Raw genomic sequence first — 19,407 nt, forward strand, 5'->3', positions numbered from 1 at the left:
CGATGTTGGTGCAGCATAGGCCCGCGTCGACCAAGGGACATGAGACTCGAATGAAGCTTATCGCTGCGCAAATCTCGGCCACCCCGGGGGATGTCGAAAAGAACCTCGCCCAACACATCGACGCTATCCACGCCGCCGCAAGCCAGGGAGCCGACGCGGTGGTCTTCCCCGAACTTTCGCTGACCGGCTACGAACCCGAACTGGCCGGTGGCCTGGCGATGGCGCCCACCGACAGCCGCCTCGATGCGTTCCAGGCCTTGAGCGATCGCTACACCCTGCTCATCGCCGTGGGTGCGCCAACCCAGGGGAGGGAGGGCACCCAGATCAGCATGATCGCCTTCCAGCCAGGGCTGCCACGTGCGGTGTATTCCAAGCAGCTTCTGCACGCCGATGAACTGCCATTCTTCACGCCCGGTACCCAGCAGCAGGTGTTCCGCCAGGGCGGGCATGTTCTGGTGCCCGCGATCTGCTATGAATCCTTGCAGCCCGCCCATGCAGACCAGGCCGCCGCGGCAGGTGCCCAGGTGTACCTGGCCAGCGTGGCCAAGTCGCAGAAGGGCGTGGACCTGGCCTGCAACCATTACCCGGCAATGGCCCGCAAGCATGGCATGACCGTGATCATGGCCAACTGCGTAGGCCCCGCCGACAACTTCATCGGTGCAGGCCAGTCCGCGGTCTGGAACCCGAATGGCGAGCGCGTTTGCACTGCCGACGCCACCCGGCAAGCCCTGGTCGCATATGACACACGCACGGGAGAAGCGGGCACTGTCAGCCTGGCTTGAATCACCATCGCCACCTCAATTCGTCGACCTTCGGAAGCACTCATGCCCGCCTTGATTCCCCTTGACCCCGCAACACTCCCGGACATCGCCACGCTGCGCCAGCGCGCCAAGGCCCTGGCCATGCTCGATGCCATCGTCTCCCCCGAATGGGAGTACCGCTATTTCAGCTACAACGCGAGCTGGTTCGACTGTGAGGAAATGGCGTCGATGCGCAATGGCTCGGGCGATGAATGGTTTGTGCACTTCGGGCCGTTCGGCGCGGCCATCAAGGGGATTGCGCATGAATCCCCGTTAGCCGGCGACAGCCGCCTCGTCGAGGCCGTACAGCAACAAGTGCCGCCGGCCTTTGCCGCCTTTCTCAACGAAGCGGCCTTCAGCATGGACTGGCTGAGCTACTGCTACTGGAGAAGCCCTGACGACGCGGCCTGGCAGAAGGTGGCAGCGCCGAACGTCACAACGGACCACCTCGACGATGGCTCGGCGGAGTTTCTGGCGCTGCTGATCGAACCGGCCAGTGGCTACGTGGAGTTTGCCCAGTGGTACTACGAGCAGGCCGTGCCATTGGCGGCGGTGCAGCAACTCTACGACCACACCCCGTTGACCGCCGACCTGGTGGCCGCGCTCAACCCGCAACTGGACTTTGCCGAGGCGGTGGCCTCGGCTGTCGAAACGGGCTACCCCTGCGCCGGATAAGTGCTACCACCCCTGGGCCAGCGGCGCTGGCCCTTGCAAGGTGGGGAACAGCGGCAACACTTCTTCGGCCAATTCCTGAATGACCTCGTCAACCGGCCGCCGGGCCATCTGAATGCCCAGCGCCGCATGATTGACGCCCGCTGCCTTCCATTCGCCAAGCAACGCGATCAGCCCGTTGCGCCCGGTCTTGAGCACATACCCACCTTGCAACGGCGTGCGCGGGAAGTCGGGGTCTTCGTCCAGGTCGATCCACTCGTTGGTCATGTGCGGGCGAAACCCGCCGTTGGGGATCTGCGAGCGCCACGCCCGAACCTTTTCTGCCAGGCGAAGCGGGCCCTGCGCCGTGTGGGTGGCGTCCGGGTAGGTCAGCCAGCCATCGGCCTGCTCACCCAGCCACTGCAGGGATTGACGCGACGACCCCGTCACGATCAGCGGAATGCGCCCGGTGACCGGTTGTGGCAGCAACTGCGTGCCGCTCATCTGGCCCAGCGGCGAGCGGATGGTCGCAGGGCCCTGCGCCAGCAATTGCCGAAAGTAGTCCACGCTGTGGGCAAAGCGCTCACCGCGCTGGTCATGGGCCAGGCCGTAGGCGGGGAACTCCACGGCCCTGTCCCCCGACGCGATGCCCATCACCAACCGGCCGCCCGACAGGCGATCGAGGCTGGCGGCAGACTTGGCCAGGTCGATGGGGTGGCGCAAGGTGAAGATGGCGCTGCCGGTGACCAGCGCGATGTGCCGGGTATGGGCGGCCAGGTAGCCCAGGTATACGAAGGGGTCGAACACCTGGCCGGCATCGCCGAAGGCCGGGTCGAACAAGGGCACGTCGCGCACCCATACGGCAGCAAAGCCCAGGCGCTCGATCTCGCTCACATGCTGCGCCTGGGCGTGAAGCACCGCCATGTCGCCCTGGTAGAAGCGCAGTGGCAGAAAGATGCCCAGTGTCAGGTGATCGGCGGCGAACATGCGCCGGTAGCCGGGGTGGTGGGCGAAGGCTTCGGCGTTCGCGCCGCAGGTGACGGCGGGTGCAGTGGGGTGGGTCATGGTGTTCATGCCTGTTCCTTGGTGTCGGGGTTCATGGGCCGGTGGCAGGGGCGGGCAGGCGGATGCCGCGTTGTACCGCAGGGCGCTGCTCAACCTGCGCGTACCATTGGCTCAACCAGGGCTGCTGGCTGAAGTCGAAGCCCACCAGCTGCGCGATATGCAGCCAGGCGAAGGTGGCTATGTCTGCAATCGAATAGGTGGCGCCACCCAGCCACGGCTGGTTTGCCAGGTGCTGATCGAGGGTGACGAAGGTGGCTTCGGTGAGGGTCCTGTAACGCTGGATGGCGGCAGGGTTGGGCACGGTGTCGAAGCATTCGAAGTGCACGCGCTGGCCCAGCAACGGCCCCATGCTGGCGCTGTGAAACATCAGCCAGGTGATGCATGCCCAGCGCTCGGGAGCGTCGTGGCCAAGCAACTGGCCGCTCTTGTCCGCCAGGTACAGCAGGATGGCGGCGGACTCGAACAGGGTGATGCCGGTGGCGCGGTCGATCAGCACCGGAATGCGACCGTGCGGGTTGAGCGCAAGAAACTCGGGCCGCTGGTGCTCGCCCTCATCGATGCGCACATGGTGCAGGCTGTAGGGCAGGCCCATTTCTTCCAGGGCGATGGTGATCTTGAAGCCATTTGGCGAACTGTCGGTGTAGAGAATCAGGTCAGGATCGGACACAGGGCACATACCTCAGGCAGACTAATGCTTGTTGCGTGGTGTGGGTGCCATGCTAGTGAGTGATTGCCTGGGACAAAAACGATTAGTCCTGCGCTTTGACGTTAGATTTTCTAAACCAGGGAATACGCCATGGGCGCCGTTCTACCCTTGCTGGCGCTGCGCGCCTTTACCGAAGCTGCACGGCTGGGCAGCCTCAAGGCGGCGGCCGAGCACATGGGCGTCACCCCCGGCGCCATCAGCCAGCAGATCCGCCAGCTGGAAGACCGCCTGGGCGTCACGCTGCTGGTGCGGGGGCGGCATGGGGTGCAGCTCAGCGATGCCGGCGCACGTCTTTTCCCCGGGTTGTCGCGGGGCTTTGGGCAGATCGAGAACGCGCTACTCGAACTTGAGTCGTTCACCCACGAGCAAACGCTTACCATCAGCACCGTGCCGTCGTTCGCGTCCACCTGGCTGGTGCCGCGCCTGGGTGACTTCAGTGCCCGGCATCCTGACATCGAAGTGCGGGTGGAGGCGTCGGCAAGGCTGGTGGATTTCCAGCGCGAGCGCATCGACATTGCGCTGCGCCATGGCCTGGGCCAGTACCCGGGGCTGGAGTCGATCCCGCTGATGGCGCCGGTGCTGCTACCGGTGGCCAGCCCTCGGCTGCTGGCCGAGGGGCCGCCTATCAACAGCCCGCAGGATTGCCTGAACTACCCGCTGCTGCACGATACCGAGCGAGCGGATTGGCCGCTGTGGCTGCAGGCGCATGGCGTGGAGGCTGACAGCCGTAGCCAGCGCGGTGCCAGTTACGATGAAGACCTGTTGCTGCTGCGCGCGGCGGCGAGCGGGCAGGGCATCGCCCTGGTGCAGGACAACCATGCCCAGGAAGATCTGCACAACGGCAGGCTGGTGGTGGCGCTGGACAGGCCGTGGCCGTCGCGATTTGCGTACTACCTGGTAACGCGCAAAGAGGCCTTGAAGCGGTCGCAGGTGCAGGCGTTCATCGAGTGGATAACGCAGCAGGCGGGCGCTGCGTGACAGGTGTGGCTCAGCCTTCGGCGGCGGGGGTCGGGGTTTCGGCGGCTTCGGCAGCCAGCTTCAGTCGGTCGGCCTTGCAGATGTATTTGGGTTTGCTTTTGGGGGCCAGCTTGGCGCTGGCCTTCTTGGCGTTGGCCTTGAGTATCTGCTTGATCTTCTTTTGGCGGTTCATGGTTCTGCTGGGCCTGTAGATGCTTGAAAGCGGTGCGGTGGCGGGGAGGTTGCAGGTGTTCTGCAGAGCCTTGCCGGTATTGCCGGTGGGGCGAGTTTACTAAAGGTTGCGCTGCAAGCGTGAGCGTTGTGCGTGGGGGGCTTTGAGGGCGCGTTCGCAGGTTTTGCTGGCGCTGCGCGGCAGATTGCGGGGCAAGGCCCGCTCCCACGGCCTGGCGGCCAGAGGCGGAGTCTGCCCGAAGGGCGTAGGAGCCGGCGTTGCCGGCGAACGAGCGCAAAGCGGTCGCAAGGCCTGAGTGCGCGGTGTATCAGGCGAACTGCATGTGCAGGTTTTGCTGGCGCTACGCACCAGATCGCGGGTCAAGCCCCGCGCCTACGGCCTGGCGGCCAGAGGCAGCATCTGCCCGCAGGGCGTAGGAGCCGGCGTTGCCGGCGAACGAGCGCGAAGCGGTCGCAACGCCTGAGTGCGCGGTGTATCAGGCAGACCGCATGTGCAGGTTTTACTGGCGCTGCGCACCAGATCGCGGGGCAAGGCCCGCTCCTACGGCCTGGCGGCCAGAGGCGGAGTCTGCCCGAGGCCTACATGCACGGTGTATCACGCGAACTGCATGTGCAGGTTTTGCTGGCGCTGCGCACCAGATCGCGGGGCAAGGCCCGCTCCCACGGCCTGGCGGCCAGAAGCGGAGTCTGCCCGCAGGGCGTAGGAGCCGGCGTTGCCGGCGAACGAGCGCGAAGCGGTCGCAACGCCTGAGTGCGCGGTGTGTCAGGCGAACCGCATGTGCAGGTTTTACTGGCGCTGCGCACCAGATCGCGGGGCAAGGCCCGCTCCTACGGCCTGGCGGCCCGAAACAGATCATCGAGCCATGCATAATCCGCTTCTGCCCGCAGGGCGTGGGAGCGGGCTTGACCCGCGAATCGAGCGTGAAGCGGTCGCAACGCCTGAATGCACGGTGCATCAGTCAATCTGCATACGCCGGCAATCACGCTGACCCCGGCGCATCATCAGAAGCTGTACTTCGCCGTAACCATCAAGTTGCGCGGGTCGCCAAACACGTCATATGGGCTCCACGTGGAGTTGCTGGCGATGCCCTGGTAGTACTTCTTGTCGAACACGTTGTTGATGTTCAACTGTGTGTCCAGATGCTTGTTGACCTGGTAACCCGCCATCAACCCGACCAGCGCATACGCCTCCTGCTCGACATGGTAGTTGCCGAACACATTGCTGCCCTTGTTGAAGGTCGCGCTCTGGCTATAGAGGTTGGCCCCCACACGCCACTGCTTCAGATCACCCTGCAACTGGTACGTGGTACTGGCCTTGAACATATGACGCGGCAGGTCGGTGTCGAACAGCCGGCCTTCCTTGGCCTTGTCGGCATCCTTCTCGTACTTGGCCTGGGCGAACGTATAGCCGGCGCCCACTTGCCAGTTGGGCGTCAACGCACCATTGATCTCGAACTCGATGCCCTGGCTGCGCACCTTGCCAGCCGCTTCATAGCACCCGTAGCTACCCACCGGGATGACCTTGCACAGGCTTGCATCCGCCACCTCGGCCGCGCGGTTGAGCTGGTCGATCTGGAACAGCGAAGCACTGGCATTCAGCGCGCCGCCAAAATACTCACCCTTGATACCCACTTCGTAGTTTTCGCCGGTAATAGGCTCGATGCCTTTGCCTTGGCCATCCTTCTCGGTCTGCGGCTGAAAGATATCGGTGTAGCTGGCATACACCGAATGGTTGTCGTCCAGGTCGTAGATAACCCCGGCATAACGGGTGACGTTGCGCAACACCTTGGTCTTGCCCGAGGTGTAGTACTGGTCGTTGATCTGGTCATAGATGGCCGTGGCGTCGTACCAGTCCAGGCGCGCACCGAGTATCACCTTCAGCGGGTCGGCTAGGTTCCAGCGCGTGGTGAGGTAGAGGCCTTCCTGATCGACCTTGTCGTCGATGGAGTAGATGTCCGGCACGTTCGGTCTGGCCAGCCCGCCCGGGTTGAAGCGGTTGATGTCCGGCACATCGACGAACACCGTGCCGCCGGTGGCTTCGGTTTTGAGCTGGCGCTTGCTGGCGCCGACCACCAGTTCATGCTCGCGCCCCAACAGTGTGAACGGGCCTGTGGCGTAGACATCGTAGGTGGACTGATCGAAGTCGCGGTTCTGGTTGAAGATGCGCTGGCGGTAGGTGGCGTCGTTGTTGCGCTCCAGCACGCCGCCCATCATCTTGAATTCGGACCAGTTTTTCGACGCTCCCAGGTGAAGGCGCCAGTCGTTGTCGAAGCGCTGGTCGAGCTCGACGAACACGGTCTTGTTCTCGACGTCCTGGTGCGACCAGCTGTAGCCGAAGGTCTTGGAGCGAGAAAAGCCCATGTGGCTGCCATCGGGGTTCACCGGCAGGCCGCCCCAGTTGATGTTGTTATTGTCGTTCTGGTCGGACGCGCCCACGGTCAGGGTGGTGCTGTCGGTGAGGTCGAACTCGCTGATGCCGTAGAACACCCCGCGCTCGCGCCCGGCGTAATCCTGATAGCTGCCCTTGTCGTTGTACGCGCCGACGATGCGGCCACGCACGCTGGCGCTGTCGTTCAGCGGGCCGGACACATCCAGCTCGCTGCGGTAGTTGTCCCAGCTGCCGGCGCTGCCGGTCACGCTGGCCTGGAACGCCTGGGTAGGGCGCTTGCGCACCATGTTGATGGCGGCCGACGGGTTGCCGGCCCCTTGCATCATGCCGGTGGCGCCGCGCACCACTTCGACGCGGTCATAGGGGGCCAGGTCGGCGGTGGCCACCCAGTCGGCGTTGTAGGTGGTGGGTAGGCCGTCGAACATCAGGTTTGTGATGGGGAAGCCGCGGGCGAAGAACTCGCTGTTGGCCGGGCGCGCGGCCGACAGGCGCAGCCCGGGCGTGGCCTGCACCACGTCGTCGAGGCTGCGCATGCCCTGGTCGTCCATGCGCTGGCGGGTAATCACTGTGACCGACTGCGGTGTTTCGCGCAGCGACAGCGGCAGCTTGGTGGCGGTCTGCATGGCGCCGGTGGTGTACGAACCGCTGTGCTCGGTGGTCGAGCCCAGGCCCAGGCCGCTGATGGTGGTGGCGCCCAGTTCCAGGGCATCTGCGCTTTGGCTACGGGCAATCAGCAGGTAATTGCCGCTGGCGGTGCGGGTAACCGTGAGGCCGCTGCCGGCCAGCAGGCGTTCGAGGCCATCCTGCACGGCATAGTCCCCACGCAGTGCCGGGGCGCGCTTGCCCTGCACCAGCGCCGGGTCGAACGGCAGGCTGATGCCGGCCACCTGGGCAAAGCTGTTGAGCGACTCTTCCAGCGGGCCGGCCGCCAGCTCGTAGTGGCGGCTGCTTGCCTCGGCGGCCTGCGCGGCCGCACTGGCCAGCGACACGCTGGTGGCACCGGCCAGCAACATACTGCGCAGGGTCAGTGCCAGCACGCTGCGCTGCAAAGGCCGGGTGGGGATAAAAGCAGAAGACATGGACGGCGTGCTCCTTTCGAATGACGAGGTGTATTGCCTGTCTGTCGAAGAGGGTGGCAAAACCCGTAAAAGTTTTTGAGATTTCTTCTCATCAGCCTTACCGGGCGACGATACGGGTCCATAACGGGGTAAAGCGTTCCACCCGCACCGGCAGCGAATCGCTCAGGGCGCTGAGGGCCTGGTCGATGTCATCGAGCTGGAACACGCCCGACACCTCCAGGTGCGCGATGGCCGGGTCGCAGCGCAGCCAGCCGTGGCGATAGCGCGCCAGTTCTGCGGTCAGCTCGCGCAGTTGCATGCGCTTGGCCACCAGTTGCCCGCGCGCCCAGGCGCTGGCATTGAGGGGGCTGGTTTCGACCCGCTGGCTGCCGTTTGCATCGATCAGGTATTGCTCCCCGGCGGCAACCATCACCGGCTGGCCCTTGCCCTGAATCGCCACCACCCCATCCTCGACCCGCAACCGCGTGCCGCTGGCTTCATCACGCACGGCAAAGGCCGTACCGATGGCCTGCAACTGCGCATGCCGCGTACTGACCCAGAAGCTGCGACGCCCGCCCGCCGTGGCGGCGTCCTTGCCGGTGTCGATAAAGATTTCGCCGCGCCGCAGCACGATCAACCGGCGCTGCGCGGTGAACTGCACGTCCACTGCACTGGCTGTGTTCAGTTGCAGGCGGGTGCCGTCGTCCAGCACAAACTGACGGCGCTCGCCCACCTCGGTGGCGTAGTCCGCGCCCCAGGGCACCAGCGTGCTGTCACGCATCGACCAGCCGGTAACGCCGCTGGCCAGCAGCCCCACGCCCAGCAGCTTGAGCGCCTGGCGCCGGCTGTGACGACCGCCTTGCAGGCGTTGCAGCGTGTCCCGCGCCACCGAGCCGGGCAGTGCGGCCAGGCCCTGGAAGGTGGCATCGCTTTTTTGCAGCGCTTGCCAGGCCACCTCATGCAGCGCGTGCGCCTGACGCCAGCGTTGGCAGGCCTCCAGCAGCTGCGGGTTGGCGCCGTCGGACTCGATGCGCACCAGCCAGCCGATGGCCTGGTCCACCACGTTGTCGGGCAGTTCGGGCAATGGCGGGCGGCTCATCGCTGGGCCAGGTAGCAATGGCGAATGGCGCTGGCCATGTACTTCTCCACCGAACTCAGGCTTACCGCCAGGCGCTCGGCGATCTCCTTGTAGCTCAGGCCCTCCAGGCGCGACAGCAGAAAGGCCATGCGCACCTTGGGCGGCAGGCCGTTGAGCAAGGCGTCCACACGGGCCAGGGTTTCCAGCAGTATCAGCTGCGACTCGGGCGACGGCACCTCGGCTTCGGGCAGGTGTGCGATGGCCTCCAGATACGCCCGCTCGACCCGCTGGCGGCGCACGCGATCCACCAGCAGCCCGTGGGCCACGGTGCTCAACCAGGCACGCGGCTGACGTAACTGCTGCAGCTGCTCCGGCTTGCCGAGGATGTGCACGAAGATGTCGTGGGCCAGGTCCGCCGCGTGGTCGCCGTGGCGCATGCGCTTGCGCAACCAGCCCAGCAACCAGGCGTGATGGTTGATGTACAGCGCACGAACATCGGCGTGAGGGGTGGGGGAAGTGGATGGCGACGACACGGAAAACCTCAGCATGATAGCCAGGTGCATTTGAGAATTTGTCGCATCCTAGTGCCAGTGGGCCGTGGACAGCATGGGGAGAGTGCGTGATGTGGGGGGCAGGTGGGGTTTTGGTGGGCGGAGCGAGCTCGGTAGGCCGCGTGTGCGGCCCGTGTGTTGCGTCGTTACTCGGGTGCCGCGTTTGCTTCCATGCCGTCCAGCACGGTGTCGATCAGTACGGTGCTCATTTCCAGCGATTGCTGTGCGGCGATCAGCAGCGTCTTGAACTGCTCGTCGGCGCGTTCGCAGGCTTGGGCGGTGGTGTCCTTGGCGCATTGGATCTGGAGCGACAGGTGAACCAGGGCGTCTTCCAGCTCGATGCCTTCGCAGACTGAAAACAGGGGCGGGTGATTACCGTTGCAACAGCCGAAGGCGGTGTAGATGCGTTTGCGGGGTTGAGTAGTAAGCGGGGGATTGGAGACGGTTTTGACCATTGTGCAGCTCCCTTTTTGAGTGGAACCGCCATCTGATGTTCAGGTGGCGCAGTTGCGCCTTTTGCATTAGCGGGCCGCGACGCCCGGTCGCTGGATTGACAGCGACGTCGCAAGATTAGCGGGGTTGGGGTGGGGATTCAAGACGTTCTACAGCGGTATGCGCAACGCCCCTGAAGCGGGAGCCGGATGCTTGTGCATTATTGCTCAGGCAGCAACGCTGGATCGGCTCGATGCAACTGGCAAAGTTGACAGTTGTGACAAGCAAAATGACGTAGCAAGCTATCCAGGAGCACATAGCCGAGTGCCTTTCCTGGGAGCATCGATCATGAGTGCAACATACTTCAGCGTACAACTCCAAAACGAAACATGGGATAAGATCAATTATTTCCACTACAAAAAATTCTACGACCACACCACGGGTACAAAATCCCCATTGACATCGCCCCAAACCATTTATGATTTCAATCTCTACCCCGGCGGAAAGTTTATAGCGACGACCGCCGATTCCTTAACTGCGCCACTTGAAGATCCACAAATTCTTCGATTCAAATTGAAAAATAATTCAGATTTTTGTGTCGGGTTGGTCCGCGTAGACGATGAGTTCCATTATCCCGAAGAGCTTAAAGCCGAGCTGGCGGAGATTCCGGAGGACAAAGGTGAGGAGTACGTTAAAGCTGAGCGCAAGTCAATAATCGAAGATTACAAGCGAATGTCTGGGGATAGACAAGAGTATCCGTTTTCAGGGGGGGACAAAAAATCGAGCTGGGCAGACTACGAAATAAAACCCTTTCGCGACCCCTCTGCACAGGTCGCATGGCTGCTACCTCCACACAGCTCAACTGAAGTGGAGGTAATCGAAGGAAGCTGGTGGGCGGTGAGCGAAGTAGAATTCAACTGACCTTTTCCCCTGGCAGCGCAACGGGGGAGCTTGGGTGCTGTACAGAACTCAAGTGACCATAATTCAGCTCTCGCGTCGTCAGCATTTTTTAAGTAGTGCATGCTTTGAACAGAGGGAGGTTGGTTGCCGTTGCAACAACCTCCCTTTTTGAGTGGAGCTGCCATCTGATGTTCAGTTGGCGCAGTAGCGAGCCGCGAGGCCCGGTCGCTGGATTGCCTGCGAGCTCGCAAGGTTAGCTGGTTGGGGGTGGGGCTTCTACACGCTCTACACCGGTATGCGCAACGCCCCTGAAGCAGGAGCCGGATGCCTCTGCATTATTGCTCAGGCAGGGCTGGATCGGCTCGATGCAACTGGCAAAGTTGACAGTTGTGACAAGCAAGATGACGTAGCAAGCTATCCATGAGCACGTAGCCGAGTGCCTTTCCTGGGAGAATCGATCATGAGTGCCACATACTTCAACGTGCACCTCCAAAATGAAATGGAGGGTAAGATCAATTATTTCCACTACAAAAAAGTCAACGATCGCACCACGGGTACAAAATCCCCATTAACATCGCCCCAAACCATTTATGACTTCAATCTCTACCCCGGCGGAAGGTTTATAGCGACGACCGCCGATTCCTTAATTGCGCCACCTGAAGAGCCAGAAACTCTTCGATTCAAGTTAACAAATAATTCAGATTTTAAGTTCTATCTGATTGAGCTGGACACTACCGATGGTGCAATTATGGAGTGGCTCAACTCAGACGGTTCTACGAAGAAAGCCCCCTTCAAGTTGAATTATACAATGAGACAACTGTTGCCCAATGTGCCTGTGACGTTGGAGGTTCCCAATGGAAGCCACTGGTATGTGGGCGAGGTGCCAGATCGGGGACGCGCATAGCCGCGCAATGGGGAGCTTGGCTTTGGAGAAAACTGAAGTGACGATAAGTGCAGTTCTCGAGCTGTCCACAGTTGCCACATAAGTTCCAAACATTGGAGGTAGGCAACGCAAGTCAATGGGAAGTAGGTGACGTGCTGGATGGGGCGCTCTAGGCACTGTACGAAAAGTACTGTCTTAACCGTCGCCAGCACGTTCACCCGGGCCCCCGGCGTCAACCTGGGCTACATCGGCGGTCGCGCCGAGCAGGTGGTGTTCGTGCGCGGCTTCGACCGCCTGCCGGTGCCGGTGTATATCCCCGGCATCTACATCTTTATGTGACACATCCCACACAACTCCAGGAAGTTTCTCCATATCTGAGAATTCCTTGCCCTCGTACCCTTTTGCCTTCATGGACCACCCAGGGCGCTTCGCCCCTGCCTAGGAAGGCTATTCCCGATGCCTGCTTCCCCCACCGCGTCCACGCCCAGCGAGCGTGAGATCCAGATTGCGATTGCCCCACTCGAAACCCTGCTCAGTGAAGACCTCGGCGCTGCCGCCGCCTCTGTCGACCACTGGCTGCGCGAGGTCACCTACGGCCTGGTGAACCTGCAACTGCTGCGCCAGGCCGGCGAAAATGTGCCGGTGGTCTGTAATGCCCTGGCCGGTGTGGATGTACTGATCGATATCCTCACGCTGCTGGAGAGCCCGTCTCCCGACCCGCTCGACTGGGTCAGCCTGGGCATCAACCTGATCGGCGTAGTGCCGTTTCCCCCAGGCCTGGCCAAGGCGCGCATGGTGCTGCGCCCGGTGCTGCAATTGACCCGCCAGACCCTGCGCCGTCGCCCGGGGGCGAACATCGGCGCGGTGATCCTGGAGATCATCGACGGCCACCTGCATGCCAACATCCGCGGCGCCCTGGAACACTACGTACGCGAGGCGCTGGCCCAGTTGCCGGCCATACTCGGCGAGGCCGCCGACACCGCGCGCCTGTTGTTCACCACGCTGGCCAGGACCATAGAAGCCGCTGCCCGGGGCCAACTCGACGCCGCAGCCAGCCACCAGTTGTCACGCACCCAGATGACCCAGGCGGCGCTGTACGACTCGCTGCTGAGCACTGACGCCTGGCGCCTGGCGCTGTCGGCCTTGGCCAATGCCTCCGAGGGCAACCTCAAGGCGGCCTACAACCGTGTCGCCAGCCACTTCGGCGAGGCGCTGGAAAGCCTGCTGCGCCCGCTGGTGCACACGCTCGACGGGTTGGCCGCGTCGGTGCCGGATCGCCTCGAAGCCCTGGGCGCCCCTGGCATGCAAAACAGCATTGCCTGGTTGCTGAGCCGCCTGCTGGAAACCGTGCTGGCACACCCCGCCAGGCGCGGCGTTGCCACCAGCATTCGCCCCGGGGTCACCCAGCAGGCGCGGCACATCCACAGTGAAGGCCCGACCGAGGTGGTCAGCCGCCAGGTCAGGGCCAAAAAGGCCCCCAATACCGACAAGAATGGTATCTGTCCCTGTACCGGCCACAGCATCGGCCATGTGCTCGGCGACGAGACCGTCGTTCATCAGGACTTCGCGTTGTCCGGCCCGTTTCCGGTGGATTGGGCCCGGGTCTACAACTCGCGGCTCGACGCTCTGGATAGCGGCACCATAGGCGCACGCTGGATCACCGAGTTCACCACCTGCATCGATGTGGTCGACAAGGGGCTGGTGCTGCATGACAGCGATGGACGCAGCCACGACTTCCCGTGGCTCGAGGTCGACACCTGGCACCACGACCCCATCGAATACCTGACCCTCAAGCGCACCCGTGCACAGCAGCTGACCCTGGTGCGGGGCCAGGAGCGGTTCGAAACCTATGCCCAGGTCGGCGAGCGCTTTTACCTGACCCACATTCGCCTGCGCAGCGGCGCCGGTGCCATGCTGCACTACGAGCATCGCCACAACGGCCAGCCGGTGCTGTCCGACATCAACACCTACCAGGACGACGACCCGAGCAAGGTGCACCTGCAACTGGGCACCCTGCTGGATGAGCAGGGGCATATCCAGGGTGTGTGGCAGGTGGTCGATGGCAAGCCGCTGCGCCAACTGTGCGCCTATCACTACGACGGCGCGGGTGACCTGGTAGCGGCTCAGGATGAAAACGGTGCCGCCTGGCACTATGAGTACCAGCATCATCTGATCACCCGTTACACCGACCGCACCGGCCGTGGCCTCAACCTCGAATGGGATGGCACAGGCCCGCACGCCAAGGCGATTCATGAATGGGCGGATGACGGCAGCTTCGAGACCCGTCTGGCGTGGGACCCGAACATCCGCCTGACCTACGTCACCGACGCCCACGGCCAGGAAACCTGGTACTACTACGACGCCCTTGGCTATACCTACCGCGTCGTACATCCCGATGGCCGCGAGCAATGGCTGTTCCGTGATGCACGCAAGAACATCATCCGCCACGTGCACCCCGACGGTAGCCAGGACCGCTACAGCTTTGATGAGCGTAGCAACCTGCTGCAGCACATCCGTCCCGACCACAGCACGCTGCACTACGCCTACGACGACCATGACCAGCTGATTAAGATCCGCGATGCCGAGGGTGGCCTTTGGCTGCGCGACTACGACGAGCGCGGCAACCTGGTAGAGACGGTCGACCCGCTGGGCAACAAGACCGAATTTGCCTACACCCCAAGCGGCCTGGTAAGTGCGATCAAGGACGCCAACGGCAACCAGAAGGCGCTGGCCTACAACGACGCCGGGCAACTACTCGAGTACGTCGACTGCTCCGGCAAGACCAGCCAGTGGGCCTACAACGACTTCGGCCAGCTGGTGCAGTTCGCCGACGCAGCGGGCAACAAGACCGCCTATGAGTACAAGGCCGGGCAACTGTCCAGGGTCACCCACCCCGACAACACCGAAGAGCGCTTCGAACGTGATGCCGAAGGCCGTCTGCTGGCGTACCTCGACGCGCTCGACCGCTGCACCACCTGGACCTATTCCGGCGCCGGGCTTCTGGCCGAGCGCGTCGACGCCAACGAGCACACCCTGCGCTATCGCTGGGACAAACTGGGCCGCCTGATCGGCCTGGAAAACGAAAACACCAGCCAGGCGAGCTTCGTGTACGACCCGGTCGGTCGCCTGTTGCAGGAGACCGGCTTCGATGGCCTGACCACCCGTTATCAATACGACCCGTACAGCGGTCGCCTGGCCTCGACCCAGGTCGGCCAGCGCCGCATCGACCTGCGTTTCGACCCCATGGGTCGGCTGGCCGAGCGTACCGCCAGGCTGGGCGATCAGTCCCAGACCGAGCGCTTTGCCTATGACGGCAACGGCAGGCTGATCCAGGCGATCAACGCGGCAAGCCAGCTGCAGTGGTTCCATGACGAGGCGGGCAATCTGACCCGCGAGCATCAGCATTACCTGGGGTTGCAGCAGCCGGTGGTGGCGGTGTGGACGCACGAGTACGACGTGCTCAACCAGCGCATCGCGACCGTGCGCCCCGATGGCCACACGGTCAGCTGGCTGACCTACGGCAGCGGCCACCTGCTGGGCATGAAGCTCGACCAGCACGACATGCTCAGCTACGAGCGCGATGACCTGCACCGTGAAGTGGCGCGCCATCAGGGCAACAAGCTGATGCAGAGCCAGGCCTGGGACCCGGCCGGACGGCTGCAGGAGCAACTGCTAGGCAGCCACGACGGCAAGTCCACGTTGCTCAAGCGTCAGTACCAGTACGATGGCGCCGGGCAACTCACCGACATTCACGACAGCCGGCGTGGTCAGTTGGCCTACCAGTACGACCCTGTCGGTCGCCTGTTGCAGGCCAGCAGTCGCCTGGGGGTGGAGACATTCGCGTTCGACCCGGCGGGTAACCTGCTGGACGAGAAGACGCAGCAGCTCAACCGCCCGCTGGACCAGGCCCCGAAACGCAACAGGTTGATGGACAACCTGCTGCGCGAGTACGCCGGCACCCATTACACCTACGATGCGCGCGGCAACCTCGCCGAACGGCTGCACAACGGCGTGCGTGCGCAGTTCACCTGGGACCTGTTCGATCGGCTGCAGAGCTACAGCGACGACAAGCTCAAGGCCGAGTACAGCTATGACGCACTCGGCCGGCGACTGCACAAACACTCGGTTGCGCATTACTCGAACAAGCCGCAGGCCGGCACGGGCTGGAATCAGCTTGAACGGGCCAAGCGCCAGCGTGAGCTGGATTGTGGCTTCACGCTATTTGGCTGGGACGGCGACACACTGGCGTGGGAAAGCTCCCCGCCGCGGTATGAAGGCGATACGGGCCGCACGGTGCATTACCTGTATGAGCCGGGCAGCTTTGTGCCGGTGGCCCAGGCCCTGCGCAGGGGGCCGGTGCGGCTGCACAAGCAGCCGGACTGGAGCCAGCGCAGTTACGACTTCGACCAGGACTCGCTGTGGCAAACGCACATGCCGCCGCAGGCGTTTGATGCGATTGCGTGGTACCAGTGCGATCACCTGGGCACGCCAATGGAGCTGACCGACCACCATGGGGCGGTGGCGTGGGCGGGGCAGTACAAGGCGTGGGGTGAGGTACGAGAGGAACACTCGGGCTGGGCAAGGCAGATTGGGCTGAGCAATCCGCTACGGTTTCAGGGGCAGTATCACGACCGGGAGACTGGGCTGCACTACAACCGGTATCGGTACTATGATCCGGGGGTTGGGCGATTTGTTAGCAAGGACCCGATTAGTTACGCGGGTGGATTGAATCTCTACTTATACGCACCGAACCCTATCGAATGGACGGACCCACTCGGACTGGAGAAAGTTGTTGCCGCTAGAAGCCGTGCGCATGCGTTGAGGCTTGCGCAGCAGCATGCTCAAGTTCCGAGGGTTGGTCGAGGAGGAACGGATATTCTCGTTGCCGAGCTTAATTCTGAAAGCAGGGGGAAAAATTACGCATGTCTGTGCGCTAGAGGAAGTACGCTAGGACGGAAGGAAGAAGGCGCTAAGCCGCTAGTTTTTGATCACCCAGACGGGCACCCTCATATGGTAGGCGAAGGATTTCCTGCTCATCACGACGGGCCGCATGTGCACGCGAAAAACAAGAAAGGCGAAGTCATAGTATTTACTTATCCGGGGTAGCTAGAATGTTCGAAGTTTTGATTTGCAGATCGGAATTTAAGTATCTAAAAAAATACGCGAATGATCGTATATCGTCACTACCGGCAAATGGTAATGATGAGCTTTCTGCTGTAATGGCGCGTGATCCGAATGGTAAGCTGGGGTTCGATGTGAATCAGGTAGCTGAAAGTATTTTAGATGAATTGTTAGGAGGGTGTTACTGCTTACGCGGCTCAGGCAGTGTTGATCATCCAGGAGTATTCCCCAAGGGAGGCATGCCGAATTTTTTCTTCAAAGATAAAGGTGGCGCATTTAGCAGTTTAGTTGCCTCGCATGAGCGTTATGTGCTAGCCATGAAAAAATACAGCATTCTTTCCCGCTATAGGCACACTGAAAAGCCAGAGCCTTCTGAGTTGTCGCACTTCCTGCAAGATGACAGCCGGATTGAAGAACCATTGTATGAAAGTCTGCTATCTTCTTGCGCATATTTTGGGATTTCTCAACGTGCGCAAGAGCATGGCTGGGGGGCATTTTATTTGATCTCCCAAGACATGGATGGTTTCTTGACTAAGTTAGAAAGCTTAGTAGGCGATGAAGGGCGCCTAGTGTTCATCGAAAATATGCGAGAAATGCCCTGTTGGTAGGGTGGCCAGTGTTGTGATGACCCGTGTCTTGACCCCATGGGACCGCTGGCGCGCATACCGCCAGTCAGGGTGACCAGTCGCAGAACGAGCGCTTTGCCTATGCCGACAATGGCAAGCTGAACCAGGCGCTCAATGCGGCGAGCACGCTGCAGTGGTTCCATGACGAGGTGGGCAATCCACCGCGCATTACTGGAACGTGGAAGCAGTACCGTGGGTCGGGAAAAATCACGGAAATATTGCTAGGCCGAACATAAAAGAAGCAACGGAAATACTAGGCCAGACGGTCGTGTATTCATAGATAAATGGCGCGTGCGCCATCCAGTACCTGACGAACATCCCAAAGGTGAATAACTTGGATAGTATTAAATCATTTGACTTCTCTTCTTTTGTGAATGCCAATAAGGATCACGCTGTAACAGGCATTGATTATGTAAGGGCAATTTATGTGAATCACGAGCTGGCATCGGACTTTATTGTTTGCTTTGCAAGATTTTTATGGCCAAGTTTCAATATTTTGAATGATAAGGTTTTTGTTGCTGAGCTGTTCGATCCTGAGATGTTTGAGCGTCACTTGAGTTTGAGCAAAAGTCTAGATGAGACTCAGTTCTGGATGAACCTGCTAGAGATAACGGGGGTTTTTGATGAGCTTCCCACGGAGCAAGCCATGGAAGTTGCCCTAATAATTTCTGAAAGTTGGAACTCTAAAATATTTAAAGAATTTGGTGCGGAGTATGCAGTGGCGCGACGTATATATGATGAAGAGTATGGAGAGGTCTTCGTTACTATCGGCTCTCGATCCTGATTGTTAAGTAGATATTGCCTGTCTTTGGATGGCTTTACTTGCAGTATATGTCATGAGAGCAGAACTCTATATTACTTGCATTCTTTGGGGCACTCGAGACGCGTCCTTGAGGGCGCAACCAGTGTCGATGATTCCCAGCAACTGCTCCTGTAGATTTGCATCTGCAGCTTAGACCAGGACCCGTTGTGGTAAACGCACATGCAGCCGCAGGCGTTTGATGCGCTTGCGTGGTACCAGTGCGATCACCTGGGCACGCCGATGGAACTGACTGACCACCATGGGGCGGTGGCGTGGGCGGGGCAGTACAAGGCGTGGGGGGAGGTGCATGAGGAGCGGTCGGGCTGGGCAAGGCAGGTAGGGCTGAGTAACCCGCTACGGTTTCAGGGGCAGTATCACGACCCTGATACTGGGCTGCATTACAACCGGTATCGGTACTATGATCCGTGGTAGGGCGATTTAGTGGGCAGGGCCCGTTTGGTTATTCGCGTGGATTGAACATACAATGTCGCGCCCCGGTGTTTTTCATTAAAATACGTATGCTGAGATTCAAATAGATGAAGTTACATGGGTTGTACGCAAAGATAATAAAAAAAGAAGCCTACAATGATCTGCGTTGCCTGGCAGGCGCGTTCGACGATTTTGAAGAATACCCCATCATTTCACGGGACAGCAGATTAAAAAAATTACAAAGAAAACTCGAGAAAAAAGACATCTCGGATTTTCTGTTGGGGCTTGCTGTTTTCGTATTGAATACCGTACGTGCACTCGCCCGTAGCAATCAAAGGCAGTTAGAGCTGACTGCCATCACCTTCACACGCTTCGATACCAGCGGTGGCTCCACGTTGGTGCCCCAACTCTTCATATACCCAAGTACTGCAGCCGGCGCACTTCGCCAAACGCTTATCAAGAATCAACCTGAAACGGACTCAATGGAAATGACCAAGGTCAAGCAGCTGTTCACGACCTGCGGCTTCGTTGAGAGCTTCGTTTTTCTAGAGAGCAGGTTCCTTGACCATGCCTGCAACGAGGAACTTGTACGTATTTATGCCATCCCTCGACAGACGATGTAGCGCGTGCCTGAGGGGTAGGGGTTCGATGCGCTTGCCGGCACTCCGCTGACACCTTGCCGTCGAGCGCAAAGCCGCTAGAAGCCCCGCTTCTGGGTTGGTCAATTCGCTATATATTTTTGTGTACAGCGTTGTAACGTCCTGTGA

At 61.0% G+C, this 19,407-nt stretch carries 17 protein-coding genes; 10 read left to right on the plus strand and 7 right to left on the minus strand.

Going from position 1 to position 19,407, the window contains the following annotated elements; all coding sequences use genetic code 11:
* The first annotated feature begins 50 nt into the window (after nt 1-50).
* Together V9K84_RS07180 and V9K84_RS07185 are read left to right on the plus strand one after the other, a co-directional pair.
* Nucleotides 51-782 carry a carbon-nitrogen hydrolase family protein gene (locus V9K84_RS07180; RefSeq protein WP_088515346.1) on the plus strand — a complete coding sequence of 244 codons (732 nt, stop codon included), beginning with the start codon at nt 51-53 and terminating at the stop codon, nt 780-782.
* Nucleotides 783-824: 42 nt separating this feature from the next.
* Nucleotides 825-1,475, plus strand: coding sequence for a hypothetical protein (locus tag V9K84_RS07185; RefSeq protein ID WP_088515345.1), 651 nt, complete (start codon nt 825-827; stop codon nt 1,473-1,475).
* 3 nt (nt 1,476-1,478) lie between these two features.
* On the opposite strand, the gene V9K84_RS07190 is transcribed toward V9K84_RS07185, so the two are convergent.
* Both V9K84_RS07190 and V9K84_RS07195 read right to left on the minus strand, forming a co-directional pair.
* The gene (locus V9K84_RS07190; RefSeq protein ID WP_088515344.1) at nt 1,479-2,525 is read right to left on the minus strand and encodes an LLM class oxidoreductase; all 1,047 of its coding nucleotides are present in this window, start codon (nt 2,523-2,525) and stop codon (nt 1,479-1,481) included.
* Between the two features lie 22 nt (nt 2,526-2,547).
* Nucleotides 2,548-3,183 carry a glutathione S-transferase family protein gene (locus V9K84_RS07195; RefSeq protein WP_256582873.1) on the minus strand — a complete coding sequence of 212 codons (636 nt, stop codon included), beginning with the start codon at nt 3,181-3,183 and terminating at the stop codon, nt 2,548-2,550.
* A 129-nt stretch (nt 3,184-3,312) separates the two neighbouring features.
* Here V9K84_RS07195 and gcvA point away from each other — a divergent pair, with 129 nt between their 5' ends.
* Entirely contained in the window at nt 3,313-4,200 is an 888-nt protein-coding gene (gcvA, locus tag V9K84_RS07200; protein WP_088515342.1) for a transcriptional regulator GcvA, read from the plus strand.
* A gap of 10 nt (nt 4,201-4,210) precedes the next feature.
* Here the strand turns inward: gcvA and V9K84_RS07205 are convergent, their stop codons facing one another.
* From V9K84_RS07205 to V9K84_RS07225, 5 genes are all read right to left on the minus strand, one after another.
* Nucleotides 4,211-4,372 carry a DUF2986 domain-containing protein gene (locus V9K84_RS07205; protein WP_078480115.1) on the minus strand — a complete coding sequence of 54 codons (162 nt, stop codon included), beginning with the start codon at nt 4,370-4,372 and terminating at the stop codon, nt 4,211-4,213.
* Between the two features lie 1,001 nt (nt 4,373-5,373).
* Nucleotides 5,374-7,839, minus strand: coding sequence for a TonB-dependent siderophore receptor (locus V9K84_RS07210; RefSeq protein ID WP_088515341.1), 2,466 nt, complete (start codon nt 7,837-7,839; stop codon nt 5,374-5,376).
* Nucleotides 7,840-7,936: 97 nt separating this feature from the next.
* Entirely contained in the window at nt 7,937-8,917 is a 981-nt protein-coding gene (locus V9K84_RS07215; RefSeq protein ID WP_088515340.1) for a FecR family protein, read from the minus strand.
* Nucleotides 8,914-9,429, minus strand: coding sequence for a sigma-70 family RNA polymerase sigma factor (locus V9K84_RS07220; protein ID WP_302098955.1), 516 nt, complete (start codon nt 9,427-9,429; stop codon nt 8,914-8,916). Before V9K84_RS07220 ends, V9K84_RS07215 begins: the two co-directional genes overlap by 4 nt.
* A gap of 164 nt (nt 9,430-9,593) precedes the next feature.
* The gene (locus V9K84_RS07225; RefSeq protein ID WP_054915325.1) at nt 9,594-9,902 is read right to left on the minus strand and encodes a DUF3077 domain-containing protein; all 309 of its coding nucleotides are present in this window, start codon (nt 9,900-9,902) and stop codon (nt 9,594-9,596) included.
* A gap of 157 nt (nt 9,903-10,059) precedes the next feature.
* Between V9K84_RS07225 and V9K84_RS07230 the strand changes: the two genes are divergently transcribed.
* The 7 genes from V9K84_RS07230 (at nt 10,060) to V9K84_RS07260 (ending at nt 19,263) form a co-directional block, all read left to right on the plus strand.
* A complete protein-coding gene (locus V9K84_RS07230; RefSeq protein ID WP_143516666.1) occupies nt 10,060-10,800 on the plus strand; it encodes a hypothetical protein in 741 nt (246 codons plus the stop codon).
* A 439-nt stretch (nt 10,801-11,239) separates the two neighbouring features.
* A complete protein-coding gene (locus V9K84_RS07235) occupies nt 11,240-11,683 on the plus strand; it encodes a hypothetical protein (RefSeq protein ID WP_143516665.1) in 444 nt (147 codons plus the stop codon).
* Between the two features lie 138 nt (nt 11,684-11,821).
* On the plus strand, nt 11,822-12,001 hold the full coding sequence (locus V9K84_RS07240; protein ID WP_088515338.1) for a hypothetical protein: 180 nt from the start codon (nt 11,822-11,824) through the stop codon (nt 11,999-12,001).
* Between the two features lie 117 nt (nt 12,002-12,118).
* Nucleotides 12,119-16,768 (plus strand): RHS repeat-associated core domain-containing protein, encoded by a 4,650-nt coding sequence (locus tag V9K84_RS07245; RefSeq protein WP_338794325.1) that lies wholly within the window; start codon nt 12,119-12,121, stop codon nt 16,766-16,768.
* Nucleotides 16,769-16,773: 5 nt separating this feature from the next.
* A complete protein-coding gene (locus tag V9K84_RS07250) occupies nt 16,774-17,391 on the plus strand; it encodes a hypothetical protein (RefSeq protein WP_143516593.1) in 618 nt (205 codons plus the stop codon).
* A gap of 352 nt (nt 17,392-17,743) precedes the next feature.
* A complete protein-coding gene (locus V9K84_RS07255; RefSeq protein WP_078480297.1) occupies nt 17,744-18,193 on the plus strand; it encodes a hypothetical protein in 450 nt (149 codons plus the stop codon).
* A 554-nt stretch (nt 18,194-18,747) separates the two neighbouring features.
* Complete coding sequence (locus V9K84_RS07260; protein WP_088515008.1) at nt 18,748-19,263, plus strand: hypothetical protein; 516 nt, start codon at nt 18,748-18,750, stop codon at nt 19,261-19,263.
* Nucleotides 19,264-19,407: the final 144 nt, after the last annotated feature.

Origin of the sequence: Pseudomonas sp. AE27 (assembly GCF_037113495.1) — a bacterium.
Lineage (GTDB): Bacteria > Pseudomonadota > Gammaproteobacteria > Pseudomonadales > Pseudomonadaceae > Aquipseudomonas > Aquipseudomonas palmensis.